This window comes from Streptomyces sp. NPDC005533 (assembly GCF_042871845.1).
Classification (GTDB): Bacteria; Actinomycetota; Actinomycetes; order Streptomycetales; family Streptomycetaceae; genus Streptomyces.
This window is the reverse complement of sequence record NZ_JBIAJH010000010.1, coordinates 159,248-184,404: the sequence shown is the minus strand read 5'-3', so window position 1 is coordinate 184,404 and position 25,157 is coordinate 159,248. Positions and strand designations below refer to the sequence as shown.

The 25,157-nt window shown below is 75.5% G+C and carries 19 protein-coding genes; 11 read left to right on the top strand and 8 right to left on the bottom strand.

The window, feature by feature from the left end:
• Positions 1-4: 4 nt before the first annotated feature.
• From ACFYP3_RS13145 to ACFYP3_RS13120, 6 genes are read right to left on the bottom strand one after another with little or no spacing between them, the layout of a single operon-like run.
• The gene (locus tag ACFYP3_RS13145; protein ID WP_388831068.1) at positions 5-1,120 is read right to left on the bottom strand and encodes a 2-aminoethylphosphonate aminotransferase; all 1,116 of its coding nucleotides are present in this window, start codon (positions 1,118-1,120) and stop codon (positions 5-7) included.
• Positions 1,117-2,307 (bottom strand): phosphonopyruvate decarboxylase, encoded by a 1,191-nt coding sequence (aepY, locus tag ACFYP3_RS13140; RefSeq protein ID WP_388831066.1) that lies wholly within the window; start codon positions 2,305-2,307, stop codon positions 1,117-1,119. Before aepY ends, ACFYP3_RS13145 begins: the two co-directional genes overlap by 4 nt.
• Positions 2,304-3,905 (bottom strand): isocitrate lyase/phosphoenolpyruvate mutase family protein, encoded by a 1,602-nt coding sequence (locus tag ACFYP3_RS13135; RefSeq protein WP_388831064.1) that lies wholly within the window; start codon positions 3,903-3,905, stop codon positions 2,304-2,306. Before ACFYP3_RS13135 ends, aepY begins: the two co-directional genes overlap by 4 nt.
• Positions 3,906-3,945: 40 nt before the next feature.
• Positions 3,946-4,614 (bottom strand): 4'-phosphopantetheinyl transferase, encoded by a 669-nt coding sequence (locus ACFYP3_RS13130; protein WP_388831062.1) that lies wholly within the window; start codon positions 4,612-4,614, stop codon positions 3,946-3,948.
• A complete protein-coding gene (locus ACFYP3_RS13125; RefSeq protein WP_388831060.1) occupies positions 4,611-6,197 on the bottom strand; it encodes an MFS transporter in 1,587 nt (528 codons plus the stop codon). The genes ACFYP3_RS13130 and ACFYP3_RS13125 overlap by 4 nt, the downstream gene beginning before the upstream one ends.
• Positions 6,194-7,144, bottom strand: a complete 951-nt coding sequence (locus ACFYP3_RS13120) for a sterol desaturase family protein (RefSeq protein ID WP_388831058.1) — start codon at positions 7,142-7,144, stop codon at positions 6,194-6,196. The genes ACFYP3_RS13125 and ACFYP3_RS13120 overlap by 4 nt, the downstream gene beginning before the upstream one ends.
• A gap of 282 nt (positions 7,145-7,426) precedes the next feature.
• Here ACFYP3_RS13120 and ACFYP3_RS13115 point away from each other — a divergent pair, with 282 nt between their 5' ends.
• The 10 genes from ACFYP3_RS13115 (at position 7,427) to ACFYP3_RS13070 (ending at position 23,024) form a co-directional block, all read left to right on the top strand.
• The gene (locus ACFYP3_RS13115) at positions 7,427-8,230 is read left to right on the top strand and encodes an alpha/beta fold hydrolase (protein ID WP_388831056.1); all 804 of its coding nucleotides are present in this window, start codon (positions 7,427-7,429) and stop codon (positions 8,228-8,230) included.
• A 4-nt stretch (positions 8,231-8,234) separates the two neighbouring features.
• Positions 8,235-9,488 (top strand): beta-ketoacyl-[acyl-carrier-protein] synthase family protein, encoded by a 1,254-nt coding sequence (locus tag ACFYP3_RS13110; RefSeq protein ID WP_388831054.1) that lies wholly within the window; start codon positions 8,235-8,237, stop codon positions 9,486-9,488.
• Positions 9,485-10,474, top strand: coding sequence for a beta-ketoacyl synthase N-terminal-like domain-containing protein (locus ACFYP3_RS13105; protein ID WP_388831052.1), 990 nt, complete (start codon positions 9,485-9,487; stop codon positions 10,472-10,474). Before ACFYP3_RS13110 ends, ACFYP3_RS13105 begins: the two co-directional genes overlap by 4 nt.
• Positions 10,475-10,483: 9 nt before the next feature.
• Positions 10,484-11,278: an SDR family oxidoreductase gene (locus tag ACFYP3_RS13100; protein WP_388831050.1), complete on the top strand. Its 795-nt coding sequence runs from the start codon at positions 10,484-10,486 to the stop codon at positions 11,276-11,278.
• A 71-nt stretch (positions 11,279-11,349) separates the two neighbouring features.
• The gene (locus ACFYP3_RS13095) at positions 11,350-11,610 is read left to right on the top strand and encodes an acyl carrier protein (protein ID WP_388831048.1); all 261 of its coding nucleotides are present in this window, start codon (positions 11,350-11,352) and stop codon (positions 11,608-11,610) included.
• Positions 11,610-12,356 (top strand): 3-oxoacyl-ACP reductase FabG, encoded by a 747-nt coding sequence (gene fabG / locus ACFYP3_RS13090; protein WP_388831145.1) that lies wholly within the window; start codon positions 11,610-11,612, stop codon positions 12,354-12,356. The genes ACFYP3_RS13095 and fabG overlap by 1 nt, the downstream gene beginning before the upstream one ends.
• Positions 12,357-12,368: 12 nt before the next feature.
• Positions 12,369-13,637 carry a beta-ketoacyl-[acyl-carrier-protein] synthase family protein gene (locus ACFYP3_RS13085; protein ID WP_388831046.1) on the top strand — a complete coding sequence of 423 codons (1,269 nt, stop codon included), beginning with the start codon at positions 12,369-12,371 and terminating at the stop codon, positions 13,635-13,637.
• Complete coding sequence (locus ACFYP3_RS13080; RefSeq protein WP_388831044.1) at positions 13,634-14,818, top strand: beta-ketoacyl synthase N-terminal-like domain-containing protein; 1,185 nt, start codon at positions 13,634-13,636, stop codon at positions 14,816-14,818. The genes ACFYP3_RS13085 and ACFYP3_RS13080 overlap by 4 nt, the downstream gene beginning before the upstream one ends.
• 119 nt (positions 14,819-14,937) lie before the next feature.
• Positions 14,938-21,192: an SDR family NAD(P)-dependent oxidoreductase gene (locus ACFYP3_RS13075; protein WP_388831042.1), complete on the top strand. Its 6,255-nt coding sequence runs from the start codon at positions 14,938-14,940 to the stop codon at positions 21,190-21,192.
• Positions 21,189-23,024 (top strand): polyketide synthase, encoded by a 1,836-nt coding sequence (locus tag ACFYP3_RS13070; RefSeq protein WP_388831040.1) that lies wholly within the window; start codon positions 21,189-21,191, stop codon positions 23,022-23,024. The genes ACFYP3_RS13075 and ACFYP3_RS13070 overlap by 4 nt, the downstream gene beginning before the upstream one ends.
• 73 nt (positions 23,025-23,097) lie before the next feature.
• Here the strand turns inward: ACFYP3_RS13070 and ACFYP3_RS13065 are convergent, their stop codons facing one another.
• Positions 23,098-23,352 (bottom strand): acyl carrier protein, encoded by a 255-nt coding sequence (locus tag ACFYP3_RS13065; protein ID WP_388831038.1) that lies wholly within the window; start codon positions 23,350-23,352, stop codon positions 23,098-23,100.
• Between the two features lie 200 nt (positions 23,353-23,552).
• Between ACFYP3_RS13065 and ACFYP3_RS13060 the strand changes: the two genes are divergently transcribed.
• Positions 23,553-24,254, top strand: coding sequence for a lysophospholipid acyltransferase family protein (locus ACFYP3_RS13060; RefSeq protein ID WP_388831036.1), 702 nt, complete (start codon positions 23,553-23,555; stop codon positions 24,252-24,254).
• Positions 24,255-24,357: 103 nt separating this feature from the next.
• On the opposite strand, the gene ACFYP3_RS13055 is transcribed toward ACFYP3_RS13060, so the two are convergent.
• Positions 24,358-25,128: a thioesterase II family protein gene (locus tag ACFYP3_RS13055; protein WP_388831034.1), complete on the bottom strand. Its 771-nt coding sequence runs from the start codon at positions 25,126-25,128 to the stop codon at positions 24,358-24,360.
• Positions 25,129-25,157 lie beyond the last annotated feature (29 nt).

Genomic DNA, 25,157 nt, shown 5'->3' with positions numbered 1-25,157 from the left:
CGGGTCAGTGACGGTCCGGGAGGGTGCGGGCGAGCGCCCCGAGGAAGCGGTCGATGTCCTGCCCGGTCATCCGGCCCATGGTGGAGAGCCGGAAGAAGTCCGCCGCCAGCTGTTCCTGGGCGCTGTAGATCACGAACCCCTCGGCGCGCAGGCCCCGGTGCAGGGCGGCGTAGCCGGTGCCGGCCGGGATGCGGACGGCCGTGAGGGAGGCGGCCCGCTGTTCCGGCGGGAGCAGGAGCTCCAGGCCGAGTGCCTCCAGGCCGTCGCGCAGCCGCCCGGCGAGGGCCGAGTAGCGCGCGTGGCGGGCCTCCCAGCCCTCGGCGAGGGCCAGGTCGAGGGCGGTGTCGAAGGCGTAGAAGGCGGGGATGCCGGGGGTGAACGCCGGGGCCTCGGCCTTCTCCTGGGCGGTGTGGTGCCGGTGCAGGTCGAGGTAGTAGCTGCGGCGCGGGGCGTCGGCCAGCGCTTCGAAGGCGGTCCTGGCCGCGCTGACGAAGCCGAGGCCCGGGGCGCCCTCCAGGCACTTGTTGGCGGAGCCCGCCAGCCAGTCGACGCCGTCGGCGGCCAGCGAGAGGCGTTCGGCGCCGATGCTGCTGACGGCGTCGACGACGACCTCGCGGCCGTGCGCGTGCGCGATCCGGGTCACCCCGGCCACGTCGTTGAGCATGCCGCTGCTGGTCTCGTGGTGGACCACGCCGACGTGGGTCAGGCCGGGGTCCGCGGCCAGGGCCCGGTCCACGGCCGTGAGGTCCACGGGTGTGGCCCAGCCCAGTCGGAGCCGGTGGCTGCGGATGCCGTGCGCGTCGGCGATGTGCCGGAACCGCTCGCCGTAGTGCCCGTTGTCGATGACGAGGAGGGCGCCGTCCCGGGGCACGGCGGAGCTGACGGCGGCCTCGACGGCGGCGGTGCCCGAGCCGGTGAGGACGACGGAGGTGTGCCGCTCGTCCCCGCCGGCCGCCAGGGTGGTCTTGTGCCGTACGCGGGTGAGCAGGTCGGAGAACTCCGGCTCGCGGTGGCACATGTCGGGTCCGGCGAGCGCCGCGCGCACCCGGTCATCCGTGTTGACGGGACCGGGGTTCATGAGGACGAGCCGCTCCGGGCGGGCCGGCGTGCTGTCGTTCATCGGGCGATCGCTTCCTTGAATCGGGCTGCCGAGGCGGGCGGGGCGAGGGCCGGGCGGCCGAGGTTCGGATCCGAGCCGGGGGCGATGCGGACGCGGATCAGCTGGGCTCCCCCGTCCCGCTGCGCGCGCACCACCGCGGCGCGCAGGGAGTCCGCGTCGGCGACGTCGTGGGCGGCCCGGTAGCCGCAGGCCGTGGCGATCGCCGCGAAGTCGACGCCGGCGGAGGCGGTGGGCTGGCCGCCGGTGGACTCGTAGGACTCGTTGTCGAGCAGGAGGTGGCACAGGTCCGTGTCCGTCTGCCGGCCGATGGTCGCCATCGCCTCCAGCCGCATGAGTGCGGCGCCGTCGCCGTCGAGGACGGCGACGCGGCGGTCCGGGGCGTGCATCGCCACGCCGAGGGCCACGCTGGAGGCGCAGCCCATGGAGCCGACGACGTACAGGTTCTCGGGGCGGTCGCGGTCCCGTTCCAGTTCCCGCGCCGTCTTGCCGGTGGTGGCGACGAGCAGGGTGCGCGGGTCCATGGCGCAGACGATGTGGCCGATCGCCTCGGCCCGCTTCATCAGCCGCGGGCCGGCCGGGGCTTCGGTCGCGGCCGCGGACCGGCCGGGGGCCTCGTACGGGGCGAGGGCGCCCTTGGGCACGATGAAGGCGAACGGCAGTCCGGTGGCGGCCATGTGCGCGGTGGCCGCCTCCAGCCTCGGCGCGAGGAGCGCGGGGTCGTCCGGGAGCAGTTCGTTGCGCACGCCCATGGACGTCAGCAGGTCGGGGGTGATGCGGCCCATCAGCTCGTGCTGCGGCTCGTCGGGGTGGCCGGGGCGGCCCCGCCAGGTGACGAGGAGCAGGACCGGCAGGCGCAGGGTGTGGCACAGGGAGGTCAGCGGGTTGACGGTGTTGCCCAGCCCGGAGTTCTGGAGGATGACCACCGGCCGGCGCCCGGCGAGCACGGCGCCCGCGGCCAGGGCGACGGCTTCGCCCTCGTTGGCCGCGATGACGTACTCCTTCGGGTGTTCGGCCTCCAGGCAGGAGATGACGGGGCCGAGGAAGGAGCAGGGCACGCCGGTGAAGGGTCCGTACCCGTGCCGCCGGAGCAGGTCGACCAGGGCGCGCGGTTCCAGGACGCCCCGGGTCGCCGCCGGGGGCCGTGCGGTCCCTCCGGTCCGCGTGCTCCGTGTGGTCCGCGCGGTCACCGGCCGCTCTCCCGGGCGGCGAACAGCTCGGTGGCGCGGCGGACGTCCTGCGGGGTGCGCAGTTCCAGCCAGCCGGAGCCGATCTCCACGGCCCGGACGCGGTGCCCGGCGGCGAGCAGGTCGCCGAGCAGGTCGGCCAGGGTGGCCTCAGAGCCGTCGGCGCGGCGTTTCTCGGCGACTTGGCGCAGCGCGGTGAAGCCGGCGGCGGAGAAGGCCGCGGCGCCGGCGAACTCGCCGTCCGCGAGGGGGCCGGTGGCGGCGAGGACCGCGCTGCCCGCGGCGCCGCCGATGCGGCGGCCGTCGCGGGCCTCGGAGTCGAGGGCCAGCGGCAGGGCGTCGGTGCGGCGCGTGGCGCCGGGCCCGGCGGACACGTCGACGAGGACGGCGAGGTCGCCGCCGGCGGCGACGAGCCGGCGCAGCGGCTCGCCCTCCACGAACACGTCGTCGGAGACCAGCACGGTGCCCGCGAGGTAGGCGTCGTCCAGGGCCAGTACGGCGCCTGCGGCGTCCGCCTGCGCGGGCAGGAGCGTGACGTCCTGCGGGGCCTCGTGCGCGTGGCCGTGGGCGCCCGCCGTGGCCGACACCGAGGCGATGTCGGCCCGGCGCAGCGCGGTGCTCTGCTCGGCCAGCAGGCCGGCGCCGGGTGCGGTGGGCGGGCCGGGGACGATGACGGCGCGCGCCCGGCTCGCGTACGGGGTGACGTACGCGGCCTCGTGCTGCTTCTGGAGCGGCATGCCCTGGAGGTCGAACACGGTGGCCAGCGGGGCGATCCGGTCCTCGATGCCGGTCGTGCGGTCGTCGCGCAGGATCGAGGCGAAGGTCTCGGTGACGGCGGCGATGCCCGCGCGCAGGCCGTGGTTGGCGTAGATCACCATCTTGGCGCCCGCCTCGGCCAGTTCGGTGGCCGTGATGGTGTGGTAGGTGGTGGGGACCACGACGACGGGGGTCGGCAGGGCCCAGCGCTCCAGGAAGCGCAGCACCGGCTCCGGGGAGCTGCCCTTGGCGTGGATCAGCACCGCGTCGGCGCCGGCCGCGGCGTACGCCTCGCCGCGGCGCAGGGCCTCGTCCATGCCCCAGCCCGCGATGAGGGCCTCGATCCGGGCGATGACCATGAGGTCGGGGGTGCTCTGGGCGGCTTTGGCGGCGCGCAGCTTCCCGCAGAACTCGGCGATGGGGGCCAGTTCCTGACGCCCCGGGATGAAGCTGTTGACCTTCGGGAAGCGCTTGTCCTCGATGGAGACGCCGGCGATGCCGGCCGCCTCGTACCGGCGGATCATGTTCATGACGTTGTGGGCGTTGCCGTAGCCGGCGTCGCAGTCGGCCACGACGGGCACCTCGACCGCCGCCGCCAGCGAGGCGGCCGTGGCGAGGAGTTCGCTCATGGTCAGGATGTCGGTGTCGGGCACGCCCTGGGAGGCCGAGACCTCCAGGCCGCTGGACCAGACCCCGTCGAAGCCGGCCCGCTCGGCGAGGCGCGCACCGAGCGGGTTGTGCGCGCCGATGATGCGTACGGTGCCGGGGCGGGCGAACAGTTCCCGGAGCTGCCGGGCTCCGGAGGTCCTGTGCTCCCCGCGTGCCTCTGTCGTACCGGTGGTCATGCGTTCTCCTGTAGTCCGCGTTCGTGCGGGTGGGGGGCGGTCAGACGGTGGCGGCCGTGATCACCAGCCCGTCGGCCACCAGCCAGCGCCCGGTGAAGTGCCGTACGGTGCGGCCGGCCACGACCGGGCCCTCGACGAGCAGGCGGGCGTGGAACTCGCCGCCGGTGGCGGCCGGGCCCGGTGCGGGGCGCAAGCGGAGTTCGGCCTGGGTGAAGTCGAGCCAGCGCCCGGTGAGCGGGAACCACGCCTTGTAGACGGATTCCTTGGCGCTGAAGAGGACCTTGTCCCAGTGCAGCCCCGGCCGGTACCGCGACAGGGCCCGCAGCCGGCCGCGCTCGTGCGGGAGCGCCACCGCCTCCAGGACCCCCCGGGGCAGCGGGACGTGTGGTTCGGCGTCGATGCCGAGCCCCGCCAGCTCCGTGGAGCGGGCGGCGGCCGCCGCGCGGTAGCCCTCGCAGTGGGTGATGGCCCCGGCCACCCCCGCGGGCCACAGCGGTTCGCCCGAACCGCCGACGGGCAGCGGCCCGGCGGGTACGCCGAGGCGGTCCAGCGCGCGGTGCGCGCAGTGCCGTCCGGTGGCGAAGGCCCGCCGGCGTCCCTCGGAGGCCCCGGCCACCGCGGCCAGCTCCTCCGGGTAGAGCGAGTCGGCAGTGACGTCGGCGTACTGGGCCGAACTGGCCACCCCGGCGGGCAGGATCCGCTCGATCACGCGCCGTGCCCTCCGCCCGCGCGCCCGCGCCCCGCGAAGAGACCGGCGACGGCGCCCAGCGCGGCCACCGCCGCGGTGGCCAGCAGGGCCTGCTGCATGCCCTCCAGGAACACCGACTGGGCGATCCCGGTCAGGACGGCCTGAGCCGCGTCCACCGACCCGGGCTCCGGTGCCAGGCCGACGGCCGCCCTGCGGACCGCCTCGTCCATGGTTCCGGGCGCGACCGCCACGGACTGCGCGGCCAGCCGGCCGGGCAGGGCCGAGGCGCTGTGCGCCGCGACGAGGGCGCCCACGACGGCGATGCCCAGGCTGCCGCCCACCTGCATGGACGTCTGCTGGATGCCACCGGCCACACCGGACAGCTCCACCGGCGCGCTGCTGACGACGAGCTTGGTGGCGCCGACCATCACCGGGCTGAAACCCAGCCCGAGCAGGAAGAAGCACAGCGTCATCTGCAGGGTCCCCGACTGCGCGTCGAGCCGGGACAGGGCGCACATGGCCACGGCCGTGACGGACAGTCCGAGGACCACCGGGGTCCGGGGCCCGGACCGGCTGATCCACACGGCCGCAGGCGGTGCGCCCACGATCATCAGCAGGGTCAGGCCCAGCACCCGGATGCCCGAGTCGGCCGGGGACAGCCCGAGCACGTTCTGCAAGTAGAAGATCAGGACGAACGGGGCGCCGACCATGACGAAGGCCATGGAGAGCAGCGTCAGCACGCCGACCGTGAAGCGCCGCGACCGGAAGAGGCGCGGCGGCACCAGGGGATCGTCGGCGCGCCGCTCCCACCAGGCGAAGAAGCCGCCGAGCAGCAGCGCCGCGGCCGGCAGGGCCAGGGACCGGGCATCGGGCCGGCCCTGGTCGGCGACCAGGGCCAGGCCACCGACCAGCAGGCACAGCGCACCGCCCAGTACGGCCGTGCCCAGCAGGTCCGGCCGGCCGGGCGCGGCCGCGCCGCGCGTGTCGCGCAGGACGAGGACGCCCAGGGCCAGGGCCACCGCGCCCAGCGGGACGTTGAGGAAGAACACCCAGCCCCACGAGGCGTGTTCGACCAGCAGGCCGCCCACGACGGGCCCGGCCGCGGTGGACGCGGCGATCACCGAGCTGCGCACGGCGATCGGCATGTTGAGGCGTTCGGCCGGGAAGGCGGTGCGCAGCAGGCCGAGGGTGGCCGGCTGCATCAGCGCGCCGAACACCCCTTGCAGGACGCGCAGGCCGATGACCCAGCCCAGGCTGCCGGAGGCGCCGATGGCGACGGAGGTGGCCGTGAAGCCCGCGGCTCCCACGAGGAAGACGGTGCGGTGGCCGTAGCGGTCCCCGAGCCGGCCCGCGACGATCAGCAGGGCGGCGACCGCGAGGAGGTAGCCGTTCGTCACCCACTGGATGCCGGTCAGGCTCGCTCCGAGGGCGTCCTGCATGGCGGGCTGGGCGACGGTGACGATCGTTCCGTCGAGCGAGACCATCATGGCCCCCACGGAGAGGGTCAGCAGCGTCAGCCAGGGGTGGCCCCGCACCCCGCGGCGCGGCGGCGACGCCGGGTCCTTTCCCTCGGCCGTCGCGGTGTGTCCGCTCGCCCCGCTCATGTGAGGAGTTCACCCGGCTGTCCCGCGGCCGCCCGGCCGGACGTCTCGCGGGCGCCGTCGCGGGTCCCCGCGTCGGGCCGGCCGGCGCCGTCCTCGGCGGGCTTCCAGCCGGGCGGGCCGAAGACGTAGCCGAGCTTGTGGCGCAGCGTGCTCGCCCCGCGCACGTCACGGAACATGGTGGCGAACTCGTGCACCTGGATCCGCCAGATGGAGAAGGTCTCGATCTGCTTGGTGAGGCCGTACGTGGGGCGCTGCACCTCGGGCTGGAACGTGCCGAACATGCGGTCCCAGAAGATCAGGATGCTGCCGAAGTTCTTGTCCAGGTACTCCGGGTCGGTGCCGTGGTGGACGCGGTGGTGCGAGGGCGTCACGAAGACGTACTCGATGAGGCGCGGCAGTTTGCCGATCTTCTCGGTGTGCGCGAACAGCCCGTAGACCAGGTGCACCGAGTGCATGGTGAAGACCAGCGCGGGGTGTACGCCGAGCAGCGGCAGCGGAAGCCAGATCATCTTCTCGAACCACTGGGCCCACTTGCGGCGCAGGGCGGTCGAGAGGTTGAAGTACTGGCTGGAGTGGTGGACCTGGTGGCCGGCCCAGATGAGCCGGATGCCGTGCGCGGCGCGGTGGTACCAGTAGAGGAGGAACTCCACGCCGAAGAAGAGGAACACCCACGTGGTCCACGACGTGGACGACAGGTGCCAGGGCGCTATGTACTCGTAGACCAGCAGGTAGAGCGCGAGGGCCACGGTCCGCAGCAGGGTGGACGAGAACAGCGCGCCGAATCCCGTGAGGATGCTCGCCCGGTGGTCCCGCAGGTCGTAGCCGGGGCGCTCGTCGTGGTCGTCGCCGAACCTGATCGCCAGCATCTCGATCACGATCAGCAGCGCCATGGCGGGCAGGGCGTAGACCGCCGGATCATGCAGCCGGTCCATGACCTTGTCGAGCATCGCTCTCTCCTTGATTCGGCTTCCGCAATAGCGTAGACACGCTCCCCAAAAAGCCCCCTAAAGCCTGCCTTAATTTCCTTCGCGGCCTCGACCAACTGCCGTGCGGGCAGAACTGTTTAGTCTCGTTTTAGTCATGCCCGGGTACGCTCGCCGTCGGCTCGGGACAATTCCGCACTTCGCGTGGAAGGGAAAACCGGCCGCGTCGATCGGAATTCACCATTGCCGGGTCGGCGCCATTCTTTCGAAAGAAGCGGCCGAGGCGGTCCGGGAACGGGGGGGCGGATGAGCGGGAGTCGTCTTGCGGTCCGGCTGGAGCGGCCCGCCCGCGGCGCCGGCCCGGTGCGCGTGCTCACCCTGCACGGCCTGGCGGCGAGCGGCACCACCTGGCGGTCCTTCCGCGAACTCGCCCGGCCCGGCGTCGAGCTGTGGAACGCGGAACTGCCCTGGGGAACGGCCGGCGGGTCCGAGTGGAGTCACCGGGGGGATCCCGCCGAGTGGATCGGCGCCGCGCTCGGCCGGGTGCCGGGCGGGGCCGACGTCGTGGTCGCGCACTCCTTCGCGGCCGTCCTCGCCCTGGAGTACCTCGCCGGGGCCCCGCGGGCCGAGCGGCCCCGCGCCCTGGTCCTCGTATCGCCCTTCCACCGCAGGGACCCGGCCGACTTCCACTGGGACACCGCCGGCCACTACCTCGGCACCTTCCAGGAGGTGCTCGAGGAGGCGCTGCGGGTCTCCTCCGACCGCCGACGGGCCCCCGGGACGGTGCGGGACATGGCCGTCCTCGTGCGCGACCGCGTGGGTCCGTACGGCTGGCTGCGCTTCTGGGAGAGCTACCTGCGCAGCCCCTTCGTCGACGTGCGGGGCCTGGACCTGCCCGTGCTCGTCGTGGCCGGGGAGCACGACCGCTTCGCCGCACCGGCGGACGCCGTCCTGCTGGCGGACGCCCTGCCGCAGGGGCGACTGGAACTGCTGCGGGACTGCGGCCACTTCCCGATGACCGAGCGGCCCGGGCCGTTCGCCGACGCGGTCCACCGGCTGCTCGCCGACCACCTCGCCGCGCCGTCCGCGGCTCCCACGAAGGCGGGTTGACCCCTTGGACGCCTCTGCCACCCCCGATGTCCTCGTCACCGGCATCGGCGCGGTCAGCTGCCTCGGCGGCACCGCGGACGAGTTCTGGGCGGGCCTGAAGGCCGCCGCCGGGCGGCCCACCGCCGTACCCGGCCTGACCGAGCGCGTACCGGACGTCCTCGCCTACCAGGTGCCCGACGGCGTCCCCGCGACGGACGCCGCGCGGGCGGCGCACGCGGCGCCGGGCCGTGCCACGCGGTTCGCCCTGAGCGCCGCCCGCGAGGCGGTCGCGGACGCGGGCCTGGAGCCGCGCGAGATCGCCGGGGCGGCCGTGGTCATCGGCACGGCCGGCGGCGAGGGCGGCGGACGCGAGGGCGACCACAGCGGCACGGCGCAGAGCACGGCCGAGGGCCCGGGCGACGGCGACGGCGACGGCGACGGCGTCCGCGGCGGCGCGCCCGCCGGGACCTGGGAGCCGGTGTTCTCCGTCGCCGCCACGGTGGGCGCGGAACTCGGCACCTTCGGCCCGAACATCAGCGTCAGCAACGCCTGCGCCGCGAGCGGGTACGCGCTGTCCGTCGCCGTGGACCTGATCCGCCGCGGCGAGGCGGACACCGTGCTGCTGGGAGGCGCGGAAGGCATCGCCTGGGTGCCGCCGGCGAGCTTCAGCCGGCTCGGCGCGGCCGACCCCGAGGCCTGCCGTCCCTTCGACGCCGAACGCCGGGGCACCGTCTTCGGCGAGGGGGCCGCCGTGCTCGTCCTCCAGTCGCCGCGGGCCGCGGCCGGCCGCCCCGCGTACGGCAGGGTGCTGGGGACCGCGTGGAGCTGCGACGCCCACCACCCCACCGCCCCGGACCCGGGCGGCGAACAGCCGGTCCGGGTGGCCCGCGCGGCCCTCGACGGAGCGGGGCGGACCCCCGGCGACATCGGGTGCGTCATCCCGCACGGCACCGGCACCGTGCAGAACGACGTGATCGAGTACCGGGTCCTGCGCGAGGTGCTCGGCGACCGCGCCCCGGCCACACCGCTGTTCAGCCTGAAGGCCTTCATCGGGCACACCGCCGGCGCCGCGGCGGCCTTCGCCGCCGTCACCGCCGCGCTGATCGCCCGGCACGGCGAGATCCCCGCCAACGTCCCGCTGGCCAGCCCGGACCCCGCGTGCCCGGTCCGGCTGCCGCAGGACGGGCCGACCCCGCTGGAGCACCCGAACCTCCTGGTCAACGCGTACGCCTTCGGCGGCAGCAACTTCTCCATGGTCTTCGGGGGCGGGGCACGATGACGGGGACGCAAGCCGGGACGGCGGCGCCGCGCGCCGTGGTGGCCGAGTCCGTGGTCCACGGCGCGGCGCTGGTCGTACCGCCGGACGGCACGCCCCCGGACGCCGCGTGGTTCGACCACCGCGCCCGGCTGGGCCGGGGCCACAAGTACCTGCCGCCCGCCTGCCAGTACCTGCTCGCGGCCGCCCGGACGGCCCTGGAGACCTCCGGTCACGAGGCCGGCCGGCACGCCCCGGAGCTGCGCGGCGCCGTCGTCGGCACCAACAGCGCCGTGGCGGCCCTGCACGCCGGCATCGAGGAGACGGTCCGCCGCGAGGGGGCCGGAGCCCTGAGCCCGATGAGCGTGCCGTACTTCTCCGTCAACCTCGTCGCCGCCCGCCTGTCGACCGAGCACGTGCTCAAGGGCTTCAACCTGACGGTGACCTCACCGCGGGTGGCCGGGGTCGAGGCCCTGCACCTGGCCGCCCTCGAACTGGCCGCGGGCCGCGGCGCCGTGGTGCTGGCCGGAGCGGCCGAGGCGCCCGATCCCCGCCCCGGCGACGCCGAGCCCGAGGCCGGCGCCGCGCTGCTCGTGCTGCGTCCGGCGGGCGGACCCGTACCGGCCGGCGGCGCGGTGCTGCGGACCGTACTGCGCTTCCTCCCGCCGCCGGCGCTGTCCGGGGCCGACGGCCGCGGGCGGGCGGAGGACTCCGTACGGCAGGCACTGGACGCCCTCTGCGCGAGCGGCCCGGCCCCGCACGAGGTCGAGCTGCTGGCCGATCCCTCGCCCGTCGGGGACACGGTCGCCCGCGTGCTGCGCGCCTGGTGCGCGGGGCGCGCACCGGTGTCCGTCCGACGGTCCGGGGCGCGGGCCGGGTCGCTCGCCCCCGTGGTCCGGCTGGCCGAGCGCCCCCTCCCGGCGGGCGGCGGCAGCCGGCTGGTCGTCGTCGCCTCCCGCGCGGGCAACGTGGCGCTCGCCGCGGCCCACACCCCCGAACCCACCAACTGAGAGGTACACATGCTGACTTCCCTCAAGGGCTCCTGGTGCCTCGTCCTGGGCGCCTCCAGCGGCATGGGCCGGGCCACCGCGCGGGCCCTGGCCAAGGAGGGCGCGAACGTCTTCGGCGTCCACTTCGGCACGGCGGCCCAGCAGGAGGAGGTCGACGAGCTGGTGGAGGAGCTGCGCGCCACGGGCGTGCAGGTGTCCTTCCACAACCGCAACGCCGCGAGCAAGCAGACCCGCGCCGAGCTGGTGCCGCTGCTCGCCGAGCTGGCCGGGCCGGCGGGCGTACGGGTGCTGCTGCACTCCCTCGCCTTCGGCAGCCTGCTGCCCTTCCTCCCCCAGGAGGGGCAGGAGGAGGTCATCACCCCCCGGCAGATGGACATGACCGTCGACGTCATGGGCCACAGCCTCGTCTACTGGGTGCGCGACCTGTACGTGGCCGGGCTGCTGCCGCGCGGCGCCAAGGTGTTCGCGCTCACCAGCCGCGGCGACGGCCGGGTGATGCCCAACTACGGTGCGGTGTCGGCCGCCAAGTCCGCCCTGGCCGCGCACGTGCGCCAGCTGGCCGTCGAACTGGCCCCCTCCGGCGTGTCGGTGAACGCCCTGCGCGCCGGCCTGACCCTCACCCCGGCGCTGCTGCGCATCCCCGGCAGCGACGGACTGGCCCGGTACGCCACGGAGTCCAACCCGCACGGCCGGCTCACCGTCCCCGAGGACGTCGCCGAGGCCGTCGTCATGCTCTCGGCCACCGACTCGTCGTGGATGACCGGGAACGTCATCGACGTCGACGGCGGCGAAGGCCTCGTCTGACCGCCGTCCCGCACCCGCACGTCCCACCCCCCACCCCATCCCACCCCACTCCACCCCAGGAGAGAACGACCATGCCCGAGCAGACCGGCACCGCCGTGGACATCGAGGAACTCCGCTCCACCATCGCGGACATCCTGGACGTCGACGCCTCCGAGGTCACCGACACCGCCGACTTCAGGGAGGACCTGGACGTCGACTCCCTGCTCGCGCTGGAGATCCTCGTGACCCTGGAGCGCACGTACGGCGTGAAGATGGAGGAGTCGAACCTCCAGCTGATGCGCTCCCTCAAGGTCGTGCACGAGCTGCTGGCCGAGAAGCTCGGGACCGCGTGATGCCGCGGGACGGCCGCAAGGTCGCCGTGGTCACCGGCGGATCGCGCGGGATCGGCCGGGCCGTCGTCGAGCGGTTCCTCACCGACGGCTACGACGTCGCCTACTGCTACCGCTCCCGGCCCGCGGACGCCGACGCCGTCGAACGCCTCGCCGCCGACCACGGGGGCCGGGTCTTCGACGCGCCGGTGGACGTGACGGACGCGGAGGCCGTACGCGCCTTCCTGGACCGGACGCAGGAGCGGCTCGGGGAGATCGACGCGCTCGTCACCAGCGCGGGCATCGTCCACGACGGCCCGCTGGTCACGATGGACGCGGACGCCTGGAACAGCGTCGTGGACACCAATCTCACCGGCACCTACCACGTGTGCCGCGCGGCGGTCTTCGCCCTCATGAAGCAGGGCCGGGGCAGCATCGTCACCCTGTCGTCCGTGGCCGGGGTGCGCGGCAGCGCCACGCAGGCCAACTACGCGGCGGCCAAGGCCGGGATCATCGGCTTCACCAAGTCGCTGTCCAAGGAAGTGGCCCGGTTCGGCGTCCGCGCCAACGTCGTGGCGCCCGGCCTGATCGCCACGGACATGACCGCGGGAATGACGGCGAAGGCCCGCGCGGGCGTCCTCGCCAAGATCCCGCTCGGCCGGATCGGCACCGCGCGGGAGGTGGCCGACACCGTCGCCTTCCTCGCGTCCGAGCGCGCCGCCTACATCACGGGACAGGTGATCCGGGTCGATGGCGGCATCAGCAACTGAGGGGGCGCGTTGATGGCAACGACGACGACGGCGGCGGCGACGGCGCGGACGGGGCCCGTACGGGTCGTCGTGACCGGGCTCGGCGTGCTCACGCCGATCGGCACGACCGTGGAGGGGTTCTGGGACGCGGCGGTCCGCGGAGTGGTCGGCACCGGGCCGCTGCGCCGCGCCGACGCGGCGGACTTCCCGGCGGGGCTCGCCGGCGAGGTCGTCGGCTTCGACGCGCCGCGCGCCGCCGGTGACCGCAGCCTGCGGCTCGCCACGGCCGCCGCGTCGGCCGCGTCGGCCGACGCCGGGATCCCCCGGTGGACCGGGGACCCGTACCGGGCCGGTGTCTGCCTGGGCACGCTCCTCGGCAGCCGGGCCGGGCTGGAACCGGCCGTCACCGCCTTCCACCGCGGTACGGAGCCCGCCGCCACCCCGGACGGCGCGGGACGGCCGGCGCCGGACCTCGTGGCCGCGGTCGCCCGCCACCTCGGCTTCCTCGGACCGGGCCTCGCCGTCGCCACGGCCTGCGCCTCGGGCAACAGCGCGCTGGCCCACGCCGCGGACACCATCCGGGCGGGCCGCGCCGACGTGATGATCGCCGGCGGGGTCGACGAACTGTCGAGCGGCATCATGATGATGTTCGCCAGCCTGCGGTCCCTCGCCCCCGACTTCCTGCGGCCCTTCGACAGGGCCCGCGCCGGGCTCGTGGTCTCCGAGGGGGCCGCCGCCCTGGTCCTGGAGTCGTACGAGCACGCCCGCCGCCGCGGCGCGCACATCCACGCCGAACTGGCGGGCTGGGCCTCGGCGTCCGACGCCCACCACATGACGGCCCCGCACCCCGAGGGCAGCGGCGCCCGCCGTTCGATGCTGCGGGCGCTGGAGCGGGCCGGGATCTCCCCCGACCGCGTCGACCACGTCAGCGCGCACGGCACCGGCACCCCCTCCAACGACCGGATCGAGGCGCAGGCCCTGCGGGCGGTCTTCGGCCCGCGGACGCCCGCCGTCACCTCGCTGAAGGGGGCGCTCGGCCACACCCAGGGCGCGGCGAGCGCCATCGAGGCGGTGGCGTGTGTCCTGGCGCTGCGCGACGGCGTGATCCCGCCGACGGCCAACCTGGTCGACCTCGACCCGGAGTGCGACGTGGACGTCGTGCGCGGGTCGGCGCGCGAGACCCCGGTGCGCGTGGCCGTCAACAACGCCTTCGGCTTCGGGGGCAACACGGCGTGCACCGTCTTCACCCGCGTGGGCGGCGCCGGGCGCACGGCCACGAGCACCGCGGGGAGCGCGCGATGAGCCCGCACGTGGCCACGGCCGCCGTCACCGGCATGGCCCTGGCCAGTGCGCTCGGCGGCAGCCTCGACGCGACCTGGGAGGCGCTGCTGGCCGGCCGGACCGGTTTCACGGAGACGGCCGCCACCGACGGCCTGTACCCGGGTCCGGTGCGGGCCCTGTCCGGTGCGCTCGCCGACGACCTGCCCGACGTACCGGCCTTCGGCCGCAAGCGGCTGCGGGCGCTGAGCCGGGAGTCGCTGCTGGTCTCCCGGGTCGGCACGCTCGCCTGGCGGGACGCCGGGTTCGAGCCGGCCGCGACGCCCGACCCGGAAGAGACCGCCGTCGTGCTGGGTACCGCCGGCGGCGGCCTGTCGGGGTACCTGACGGTGCTGCGCGACGGCCTGACCCTCGGCCCCGAGCTGGTCAGCCCGTACGCCGGCCCGCAGGGCAGTCTGAACGCCGCGGCCTCGGACCTGTCCATGGCCTCCGGTGCGCAGGGCAGCATCCTCACGGTCACCGCCGGGCGCTGCTCGGGGGCCCACGCCCTGGCCGTCGCCGCCGACCACATCCGTACGGGGCAGGCGCAGGTCGTGCTCGTGGCGGCCGTGGACGTCCTGGATCCGCTGCGGCTCGCCGGCGGGCCGGGGCGGGCCCCCCGGCCGTTCGCCGCGGACCGCGCGGGCGCCCCGCCCGGTGAGGCGGCCGTGGTGCTCGTCGTCGAGGACACCGCGCGGGCCCGGGCCCGGGGTGGCCGGGTGCACGCGGAGATCGCGGGCCTGAGCGTCCTGCGGGGCGGGGCGGACGGCGGGAGCGCCGCCGCTCCCGCGGTCGCGGCGGCGCTGGCCGACGCCGGCGTGCGGGCCGGGGAGCTGTCCGTCGTCTGCTCCTCCGCCGCCGGGGGCCGGCACACCGACCGCGCGGAGGCCTTCGCCGTGCACGGGGCCGTCGGCTCCAGGGCCGCCGTCTACAGCCCCTTCGGGGCCCTCGGGGACTGCGCGGGCGCCGGCGCCCTGCTGCAAGTGGCGCTGACCGCGCGGGCCCTGGCCGACGGGCGCGTCCCGCCCACGGCGGGCCTGGCCGTTCGGGACCCCGGCCTGCCCGCCGTGGCGGCATCGGACGTCCCGCGCGAGCGGGCGGGCGGCCCCGCCCTGGTCCTGACGACCGACGACGACGGGCAGGCCGCGGCCCTGGTCCTGCGCTGAGCCCCCGGTCCCGCCCGGGCCGCCCCGGCCCGCCCCGCGGGGCGGGCCCGCGGGAGACGAACCCATGAACCCACCAGGGAGAACCGGACGTCCGGACCCCTGCCGTACGGAGGTAGGAAGTGCATCACGACCCGGCTGAGCCGATCGCCATCGTGGGGATGGCGGGACGGTTCCCCGACGCCCCCGACACGGACCGGTTCTGGGACCTGCTGATGGACCGCGGCGACGCGATCCGCCCGATCCCGGCGGCCCGTTGGAACACCGACCAGCCCCTGGACCCGGAGAAGGAGATCCAGGGCCACGGCGGGTTCCTGGAGGGCGTCGACGCGTTCGACGCCGCGTTCTTCGGGGTCTCGCCGCGCGAGGCCGAGGTGCTCGACCCGCAGCAGCGGCTGATGCTGGAGACCAGCTGGCTGGCGCTGGAGGACGCCGGGGTGCCCACCGCGAGCCTCGCCGGCACCCGTACCGGCGTCTACTTCGGCGGTCTGTGGCAGGACTACGAGCGGCTGCGCGAGGACCGCGGCGCCCGACCCACCCAGCACTCCATCTCCGGCAACGCGCTCGACATGCTGTCCGCGCGCATCTCGTACTTCCTCGGCCTGACCGGCCCGAGCCTGACGCTGGAGACGGGCTGCTCCTCCTCCCTGGTCGCCCTGCACCTGGCCTGTCAGGCCATCCGCTCCGGCGACGTCGACGGGGCGCTGGTCGGCGCGGCCAACCTGATGCTGACCCCGGACGTGACGATCGGGCTCACCCACTTCGGCGGGCTCTCCCCGAAGGGCCGGTGCAGCGCATTCGGCGCGGGCGCCGACGGGTTCGTCCGCGGCGAGGGCGTGGCCGCGGTCTACCTCAAGCCGCTGGCGCTGGCCCGCCGGGACGGGGACCGGGTGCACGCCGTGATCGTGCGGACCGCCGCGAACAACGACGGCGGCGGCACCAGCCTGGTGACCCCCAGTCAGGCCGGACAGGAGGACCTGCTGCGCCGCGTCTACCAGGACAGCGGCATCCCCCTCGACCGGGTCGCGTACGTGGAGGCGCACGGCACCGGCACCCGGGCGGGCGATCCCGTCGAGGCGACGGCCCTCGGCCGGGTGCTGGGCCAGGCCCCCGAGCGGGCCGGCCGGCCGCTCGGCATCGGGTCGGTCAAGACGAACATCGGGCACCTGGAACCCGTGGCCGCGCTCGCCGGCCTCTTCAAGGCGGTGCTGTCGCTGAAGAACGGCGTGGTGCCGCCCAGCCTGCACTCCGCGGAGCTGAACCCCGACATCCCCTTCGACGAACTGGGCCTGGAAGTCGTGCGGGAACCGCTGCCGCTGCCCGAGGACGGCCCGGTCTACCTGGGCGTCAGCTCCTTCGGCTGGGGCGGCACCAACGCCCACGCCGTGATCACCACCGCCCCGCCGGCCGACACCGGAGACACCGCCTCCGCCGCCGGAGCCGACGGCGCGGACGGGTCGGCGCGGCGCCGACCCGACGCGCCTTTCCTGCTGCCGCTGAGCGCCCACAGCCGGGCCGCGCTGCTGCAGCGCGCCCGCGACGTGCGCGCCGCCCTCGACCGGCCCGGCGCCGATCCGCGGGAGATCGCCGCGACGCTCGGCTGGCAGCGCGACCAGTTCCCCTTCCGGACCGGGCTGGTCGCCACCGACGGTGACGGGCTGCGCGCCGCACTCGACGCGTACGCGGCCGAGCCGGACGCCACCTCGTCCGGCACCGTCAGCGGCCGGGCCCGCGAGCACGGCCGTACCGCCTTCGTCTTCCCCGGCCAGGGCTCGCAGTGGGCCGCCATGGGCGCCCGCCTGTACGCCGAGGACCCCGCCTTCGCGGACGTGATCGACCAGTGCGCGGCCGCCTTGGCCCCGCACACCGCGTGGTCCCTGACCGATGTGCTCACCGGCCGGGACGGCGACGCCTGGACGGGCCGCGTCGACATCGTCCAGCCGGTGCTGTGGGCGGTCTCCGTGGCCCTGGCCGCCGCATGGCGCGCGGCGGGTGTGGAGCCGGACGTCGTCGTCGGCCACAGCCAGGGCGAGATCGCCGCTGCCACCGTGGCCGGGATCCTCTCCCTGGAGGACGCCGCCCTGGTCGTGGCCCGGCGCAGCGCCGTCCTGCTGCGCACGGCCGCGGGCACCGGCCGGATGCTCGCCGTGGACCTCGACGCGGTGTCGGCCGTCGCGGCCCTGGAGGGCTTCGAGGACTGCGTGGCGCTGGCCGTGCACAACGGGCCCCACTCCTGCGTGCTCTCCGGCGACGGCGACTCGGTGCTGCTGCTGAAGGAGCTCCTGGAGGCGGACGGCACGTACTGCCGGCTCGTCAACGTGGACTACGCCTCCCACAGCCCGCTCATGCGCGAACTCACCGACGAACTGCACGAGGTGCTCGCCCCGGTGCGGCCCGCCGCCGCCCGGATCCCGCTCATGTCCACGGTGCGCACCGCGGTGCTGGACGGCCCGGAGATGGACGGCGCGTACTGGGTGGAGAACCTGTGCCGCCCCGTGATGTTCGCGGACACCGTCGACGCGCTCCTGGACGAGGGCGTCACCCACGTCGTGGAGGTCAGCGCCCACCCGGTCCTGGTGCCCGCCCTGGAGCAGATCGGCGCGCTGCGCAAGGAGCCGCCGGCCGTGCTGGGGACCCTGCACCGGGACCGGGGCGCACCCGAGGACCTCGCGGAGAGCTTCGCGGAGGCGCACGTGGCGGGTCTGACGCCGTACGGCCCGCGCCCCCGCTCGCGGGACGCGGGAGTGCCCGCGTACCCGTGGCAGCGCGAGAGCCACTGGGTCGGTGCGCCGCAGCGCGGTGCGGGCCGTTCGGCCGCCTTCGCCTTCCCGCTGGTCCCGCTGCCGACCGAGGCCGGGACCTGGCACGGCACCGCCGACATCGGCCTCGGATCCCACCCCTGGCTCGCCGACCACCGGGTGCACGACGCCGTGGTCGTGCCCGCGGCGGCCACCGTCGAGCTGTGCCTGGGCACCGCGGCCGCCCGTACCGGCGGCGTCCCGCAGTCGCTGCGCGGCCTGTCCTTCCTGAGCGACATGACGCTCGCCGACGGCGGGCTGCACCTGGGCGGCGTGTGGCGGGAGGACTCCGCCGAGGGCGCCGGCCTGGAGGTGCTGTCGCTGGCCGACGGCGCCGACGGCTGGACCCGGCACATGACGGCGCACGCCTCGTACCGCAACGAGCAGGTCTGCGTACCGCGGTTCCCGGCCGCCCTGCTGCGGGAGGCCGCCGTCGACGGCGCCGCGTTCTACCGGACCTGCACCGAGCGCGGCCTCCGGTACGGCCCCGCCTTCCAGGGCGTACGCGAGCTGCGCGTGCGCGGCGAGGAGGCGCTGGGCCGGGTGGTCCTCGCCGAGCAGTGCCGGCCCGGCGCCCGCCGGTTCGTCCTGCACCCCGCCCTGTGGGACGGGGCGTTCCAGCTCTCCCTGGCCCTGTGCGGGCACGGGGACACCGTGGTGCCCGTCGCCATCGAACGGCTCGCGCTGCTGCCGGGGCGGCCCTCGGACCTGACCGAGCTGTGGGTGCACGCCCTGCGCCGGGCCGACGGGCTCTTCGACCTGGCCCTGTACGGATCCGACCGCCAGCCCGTGGCCCGCGTCACCGGGCTGGAGCTGCGCCGGCTGCGCTCGGGCGGGCGGTCCGCGCCGGCCGCCGGCCGCGTGCACCGATTCGGCTTCCACGAGCGGGAGTTCGCCGGGCCCGGCCGGGAGCAGGGCCCCTGGCTGGTGTGCGGCCCGGAGTCGGCCGCGGGCCCGGCCCGGGAACTGGCGGGCGCGCTGGGCGCCGACGCCGTGACCCCGCCCCCGGCCGCGGCCGCCGACGCCGCGGCCTGGGCGGAGGCGCTGCGGGCCGTGGACGGCGGCGAGGTGGTCTTCGTCGCCCCGGACCGGACGGCGGGCGAGGCGGAACAGCGGGCCGGCCTGACGGTCCTCGGCGCGCTCGCCGTCGCCTGCTCGGACCGGCCGGTGGCGCCCCGCCTGACCGTGCTGACCACGCGGGCGCAGGCGGCCTCGGCCGCCGAGGCGCCCGATCCCGGCGCGGCCCTGTACTGGGGCTTCGGCCGGGTGCTGCAGGGCGAGCATCCGGATCTCGCGGTGCGGCTCGTGGACACCGCGGGCGACGGCCCGTGGGTGGCCGGTGTCGTACGCGAACTGGTGGACGCCGAGCGGGAGGACCAGGTCCTGCAACGCGGCGACGGCCTCCGGCTGGCCGGCCGCCTGGAGCGCGGCGGGCCCCGGCCGGAGGTGGCCGACGCTCCGCTGCCGTACACGGTCCGCCAGCCGTTCCGGCTGCATCCGGGCCCCCGGCCGGGCCTGTGGGAGTCGCTGCGCTACCTGCCGCTGACCCGCCGCGCACCGGGACCGGGCGAGATCGAGATCGAGGTGGACGCGGCCTCCCTCAACTTCATCGACGTCATGAAGGCGGTGGGCACGTACCCCGACGAGGCGGGCGGCAAGGAGCTGCTCGGCGGCGACTGCTCCGGCCGGGTCGTGTCGGTGGGTCCCGGCGCGAGCGGGTTCCGCGTCGGCGACCGGGTGGTGGCCTGCGTCTTCGGGGCGATCGTCTCGCACGTGACCGTACGCGCCGACCACGCGCGGCCGGTGCCCGCGGCGATGACCCAGGAGGACGCCGCCGCGCTGCCGCTCGTCCTGGCCACCGCCTGGTACGCGCTGCACGACCTGGCCCGGGTGGAGCCGGGCGAGACCGTCCTGGTCCACTCCGCGGCCGGCGGTCTGGGCCTGGCCGCGGTGCAGGTGGCCCGGCTGCTGGGCGCCGAGGTCATCGCGACGGCGGGCAGCGCGGCCAAGCGCTCCTACCTGCGGGAACTCGGCGTCGAGCACGTCTTCGACTCGCGTGACCCGTCCTGGGCGGACGCCGTGCGCGCCCGTACCGGAGGCCGGGGGGTCGACGTCGTCCTCAACTCGCTGACCGGCGCCGCCCTCGCGCGCGGACTGGAGGTCCTCGCCGAGGACGGCCGCTTCGTCGAGGTCGGCAAGAAGGACATCCACGGGGAGCGCACGATGGGCCTCGCGCCCTTCCGCAAGGCCGTCAGCTTCGCGGCCGTGGACCTCGAAGGGCTCGTGATGCGGCGCCCCGAGCGGTTCGCACGGCTCTTCCGCGCGGTCTGGGACGCGGTGGAGGCAGGCCTGCTCACGGCGCTGCCCGTCACCCACTACACCTTCGCCGACGCGCCGGAGGCGCTGCGCGCCATGTCGCACGGCGACCACATCGGCAAGTTCGTGCTGTTCGGGCCGCACACCGTGGACCGCGTGGTGGCCGATCCGCTGCCGCACGGCCGGTTCCGCCCCGACGGCACCTACCTCGTCACCGGCGGTCTCGGCGACCTCGGCCTCTCGCTCGCCGAGCACCTGGTGGCGCGGGGCGCGACGGCCCTGGCCCTGCTGGGGCGTTCGGCGCCGACCGAGGAGGCCGCGGGGCGCGTCGCGGCGCTCCGCGCGGCCGGCGCCCGCGTGTCGGTGCTGCACGCGGACGTCGCCGACGCGACGTCCCTGGGCCTGGCCCTCGCCCGGGTCCGGGGCGAACTCCCGGCCCTGCGCGGGGTCTTCCACGCGGCGGGCGTCCTCTCCGACGCCGTCGTCCGCAACCTCGACGCGGCGGGGGTGGCCCGGGTGCTGGCGCCCAAGGCCGACGGAGCGGCCGAGCTGGACCGGCTGACGGCGAACGACCCGCTGGACCTGTTCGTGCTGTTCTCCTCGGCGGCCGGGCTCGTCGGCAACGTCGGGCAGTCCGCGTACGCCGCGGCGAACACGTACATGGACGCGCTGGCCACGGCCCGCCGCGCCGCGGGACGGCCCGCGCTCAGCGTCCAGTGGGGCACCTTCGACGGCATCGGCCTCGCGGCCCGCGCCGCCGACCGCGGCGACCGGCTCGCCGACCGCGGCATGGACGGCTTCGAGCCCGCGGAGGCCTGGCAGGCGCTGGAGTCGTTCCTCGGGGACGGCGAGAGCGTCGTGGGGTACGTCGCCCTGGACCCGCGCCGCTGGTTCGAGACGTATCCGGCGGCGGCCGGGCGGCCCAGCTGGAGCCTGCTGCGCGCCACCGGGGACCCGGCGGCCGGCTCGGGCGGCGACTTCCGGCAGCTGCTGGACGGTTGCGCTCCCGAGGAACGGCTCACGGTGGTCGAGGACCGCGTACGCCGGCTCGCCGGCCGGGTGCTGCGGCTGCCGGCGGAGTCCATCGACCGGGAGACCCCGCTGAAGTCCCTCGGACTGGACTCGCTGATGAGCCTGGAGCTGCGCAACCGGCTGGAGGCGGACTTCGGGCTGCGGCTCTCGCCGACGCTGCTGTGGACGTACGGCGCCCTGCGGCCGCTGGCCGGGGCGCTGGTGGAGCGGCTCGCCGAACAGGAGGCATGACAGTGGGACGACACGACACCACCGAGCGGGAGGGTACGGCCCCGGCGGCTCCCGCCGCCCCGGCCGCCCCGGCGGCTCCCGCCGCCCCGGCCGCCCGGGCCACTCCGGTCAGCCGGGCCATGGAGACGATCCGCGCCCTGCGCGAGGAGCTCGCGGCGCTGCGGGGCGCCCAGCCGATCGCCGTCGTCGGCATCGGCCTGCGGGCTCCCGGCGGGATCGAGGACCTCGACGGCTACTGGCGGGCGCTGGCCTCGGGAGCGGACGCGGTGCGCCCGATCCCGCCGTCCCGGCGCGCTCCGTTCGGGGACGCCTGGGACGACGTACCGCACCGGGGCGGATTCCTGGACGAGGTCCTGGATTTCGACGGCCCGTTCTTCGGCGTCGCGCCCCGCGAGGGCCGCTCCCTCGACCCGCAGCACCGGATGCTGCTCGAAGTGGCCTGGGAGGCCCTGGACGACGCCGGCATCCCGGCCGCCCGGGCGGCCGCCGCCGGGACCGGCCTGTACGTGGGCATCACCGGCCAGGACTACCGGGAGTGGATGCGCGAGGGCCCCGACTCGTACTGGGCCACCGGCAACGGGCACTGCTTCTCGGCCGGCCGGCTCGCGCACACCCTGGGGTTCACCGGTCCGGCCATGGCCGTGGACACCGCCTGCTCCTCCTCGCTGGTCGCGGTCCACCTGGCGCGGCAGGCCCTGCGCGGCGGCGAGTGCGACGTCGCCGTGGCCGGCGGGGTGAACCTGGTGCTGTCGCCCCACGGGACGGACCTCGCCGCGCGTACGGGCGCCCTGTCCCCGGACGGGGTGTGCCGCCCCTTCGACGCGCGGGCCAACGGCTTCACCCGCTCGGAGGGGTGCGGCGTCGTCGTCCTCAAGCGGCTGGCGGACGCCGTGCGCGACGGCGACCGGGTGCACGCGGTGATCCACGGCTCGGCGGTCAACCACGACGGCCGCGCCTCCGGGTTCACCGCCCCCAACGTGCGGGCCCAGACCCGGCTCGTCGAGCGGGCGCTGGCGGACGCCGGTCTCGGCCCGGCCGACATCGGCCACGTGGAGGCCCACGGCACCGGCACCTCGTTGGGCGACCCGATCGAGGTCGAGGCCCTTGCGGCGGCCCTGGGCCGGACCGGTTCCGGGGGTGCCGTCCTGCTCGGCTCCGCCAAGGCCAACCTGGGTCACACCGAGGCCGCCGCGGGCGTGCTGGGCCTGATCAAGGCGGTGCTCAGCCTGCGGCACCGGGCGGTCCCGCCGGTACCGCACTTCACCACGCTCAACCCGCGCATCGACCTGTCGGGCACGGGCCTGCGCATCCCCACGGAGCTGGAGCCGTGGCCGGCGGACGCGGGGGCGTACGCGGGCGTCAGCTCCTTCGGCATGAGCGGCACCAACGCGCACGTCGTGCTCGGCGTGGCCGAGGAGCCGCTCCCTGCCCGACCCGGTTCCGACCCCGGCCCCGGCCCCGGGGGCGGCGCGGTCGCGGTCCGCGGCTTCGAGGTGTCCGCGCGGACCCCGGCGGCGCTGCGGGCCTACGCGGCGCGGCTGGCGGGGCGGCTGGCCGAGCTCAAGGACGAGGAGTACCCGGCCTTCGCGTACACCGTCACACACGGCCGTACGCCGCTGGCCACCCGCCTCCGCGTCACGGCGGCGGACCGGCACCGGGCGGCGGCCGTACTGACGGCGGTCGCCGAGGGCCTCGCGCCGCCGGAGGCCGAGGAGGTCGCGGCGGACGCGCGGCCCGCGTTCGCGGACCTGCCCCGCCGGGTCCTCGACCTGCCCGCGTACCCGTGGGAACGACGGCGCTACGCACCGGTGTTCACGGACCCGGCCGGGTAAGGGGAAGGGCCGGTCCCGGACTTGTGGTCCGGGACCGGCCCCGCGCCCCGTGGGCGGCAGCGGCGGTACGGGGTCAGGCCGCGCCCGCGCCGCCACGGATCAGGGCGACGACCCCGGCGACCGTGACGTCCTTGGTCAGTGCTTCGAGGGGGACGTCGACCGCGAACTCGCGCTTGATGGACGCGGTGAGTTCGACGACACCGAGGGAGTCGATCTCCAGATCCTCCAGCCGGGCCTCGTCCGTGACCGCGTCGGGCTCCGCCCCGAAGTCGACGAGTTCGCGCTCGACGAAGGCACGGACGGAAGCAAGATCGGCGGGCTGGAGCACGACATCCTCGTCTCTGAATCCTGATCGGTGAAACGCCCGAGCAGCCTAACAACAGGCGCGATGGCTCACGCTAAAGCGCTGCTTTCGCCCGTCTGACCGCTCGACTAAACCGCCCTGGTCCGCCCTTTCGACCCACTTCCCCCTTCCCGTATGTTCCCGTTGGACGCTCGGTCGAGACGTTCAGAGAAGGAGACCCGAACATGCTCCGGATGCTGCTGAGGCGGCTTCTCCTCATTCCGCTCACGCTCGTCCTGCGGCCCCGGGTCACCGGCGTCGAGAACGTGCCGGAATCCGGCCCCTTCGTCATCGCCGCCAACCACCTGTCGTTCTTCGACTCCATATTCATCGCCCTGCTCACCCCGCGGCCCCTCTACTTCATCGGCAAGCAGGGGTGGCTCGACATGCCCGGCCTCAAGGGCCGCCTGCAGGGCCTGTTCTTCCGCTCCGTCGGGATGATCACCGTCGACAACACGAACGGTTCGGCGACCATGGCGGGCCTGGAGACCTCCCTGCGCATCATGCGCGAGGGGCACGGGGTGGGCGTCCACATCGAGGGCACGCGCTCGCCCGACGGCCGCCTCTACAAGGGGAACACCGGCACGGCGTGGATTGCGCTGCGCAGCGGGGCGCCGGTGATCCCGTGCGGCCTCGTCGGCACCGAGCGGGTGCACCCGGCCGGCGCGAAACGACTGTACGTAGCGCGCTTCGAGGCGCATTTCGGCGCCCCGATGACTTTCCCGGAGCATTCCGGGTGCGAGTCCGACCGCCGGACGCGGCGCGCGGTCACGAACCGGATCACCCGGGAGATCTCCGCGCTGTCCGGCCAGGAATACGTGGACACCTATGCGGCGACCGTGAAGAGCCGCGCCGCCGCCTCCGCCGCCGGGCCGCAGGACGGCTGAACGGCCGATACGGAACGGCGGCGCCGACGGGCCGGGTTCGCCGGTTTCCGGTTTTCCGGGATCTCGTTCTCCGGTTCTCCGGGTTCTCCGGGTTCTCCGGATCTCAGAATTCCGCGTCGAGGGCCCGGCGCAGGACGTCCGCGACCTCCCCCTTGTTCTCGTGGGCCAGCAGGAAGAAATGGTCGCCGGGGAAACGGCGTACCCGGCACGGCCCGGTCGTGTGCGCGGCCCAGCCGTCGAGCGGCTCGTGCGGGACCAACGGGTCCGCCGTGCCGCCCAGCACGTGCAGCGGCACGTCGAGGCGTACGTCCCCGAATCCCACGGCGGCCTCCCGGCTGAGCGCGATGTCGGCCCGCAGCACCCCCGTGACGTGCGCCAGCATGTCCGGGTCCTGGAGCACCCACTCCGGTGTGCCCCCGCCCTCGCGCAGCAGCCGTACGGCGTCCTCCTGAGTGGCCGTCGCATGGGCCGGGCGCGGGGTCCCACCGGGTACCTGACCGCTGACGACGGCCGCCCGGCACTGCCCGCCGAGGAGGAGGGCCGCGCGGGTCGCGAGGAGCGCGCCCAGGCTGTGCCCGAAGACCACCGTGGGCAGCGGGTCACGGCCGAGCACCTCGTCGCGGACGGAGTCCAGGACCTGGTCGAGCCGGCAGCCCGGCGGCTCGCCGAAGCGGCGCTCCCGCCCGGGGAGCGACAGCCCGAGCACTTCCACGTGCGCGGGCAGCGCCTCGACGACGGGGTAGAGCGTGCCGGGGCCGGACCCGGAGTGCGGGAACACCAGGAGCCGTACGCGGGGCTCGACGTCGCCGTGCGGCCGCAGCAGCGGCCACCAGGGGACGGCGGGGGCATCCGCAGCGGCACGCGACCCGGTCATCAGTGGTTCTCCTCGTTCCTCGTGTCCTC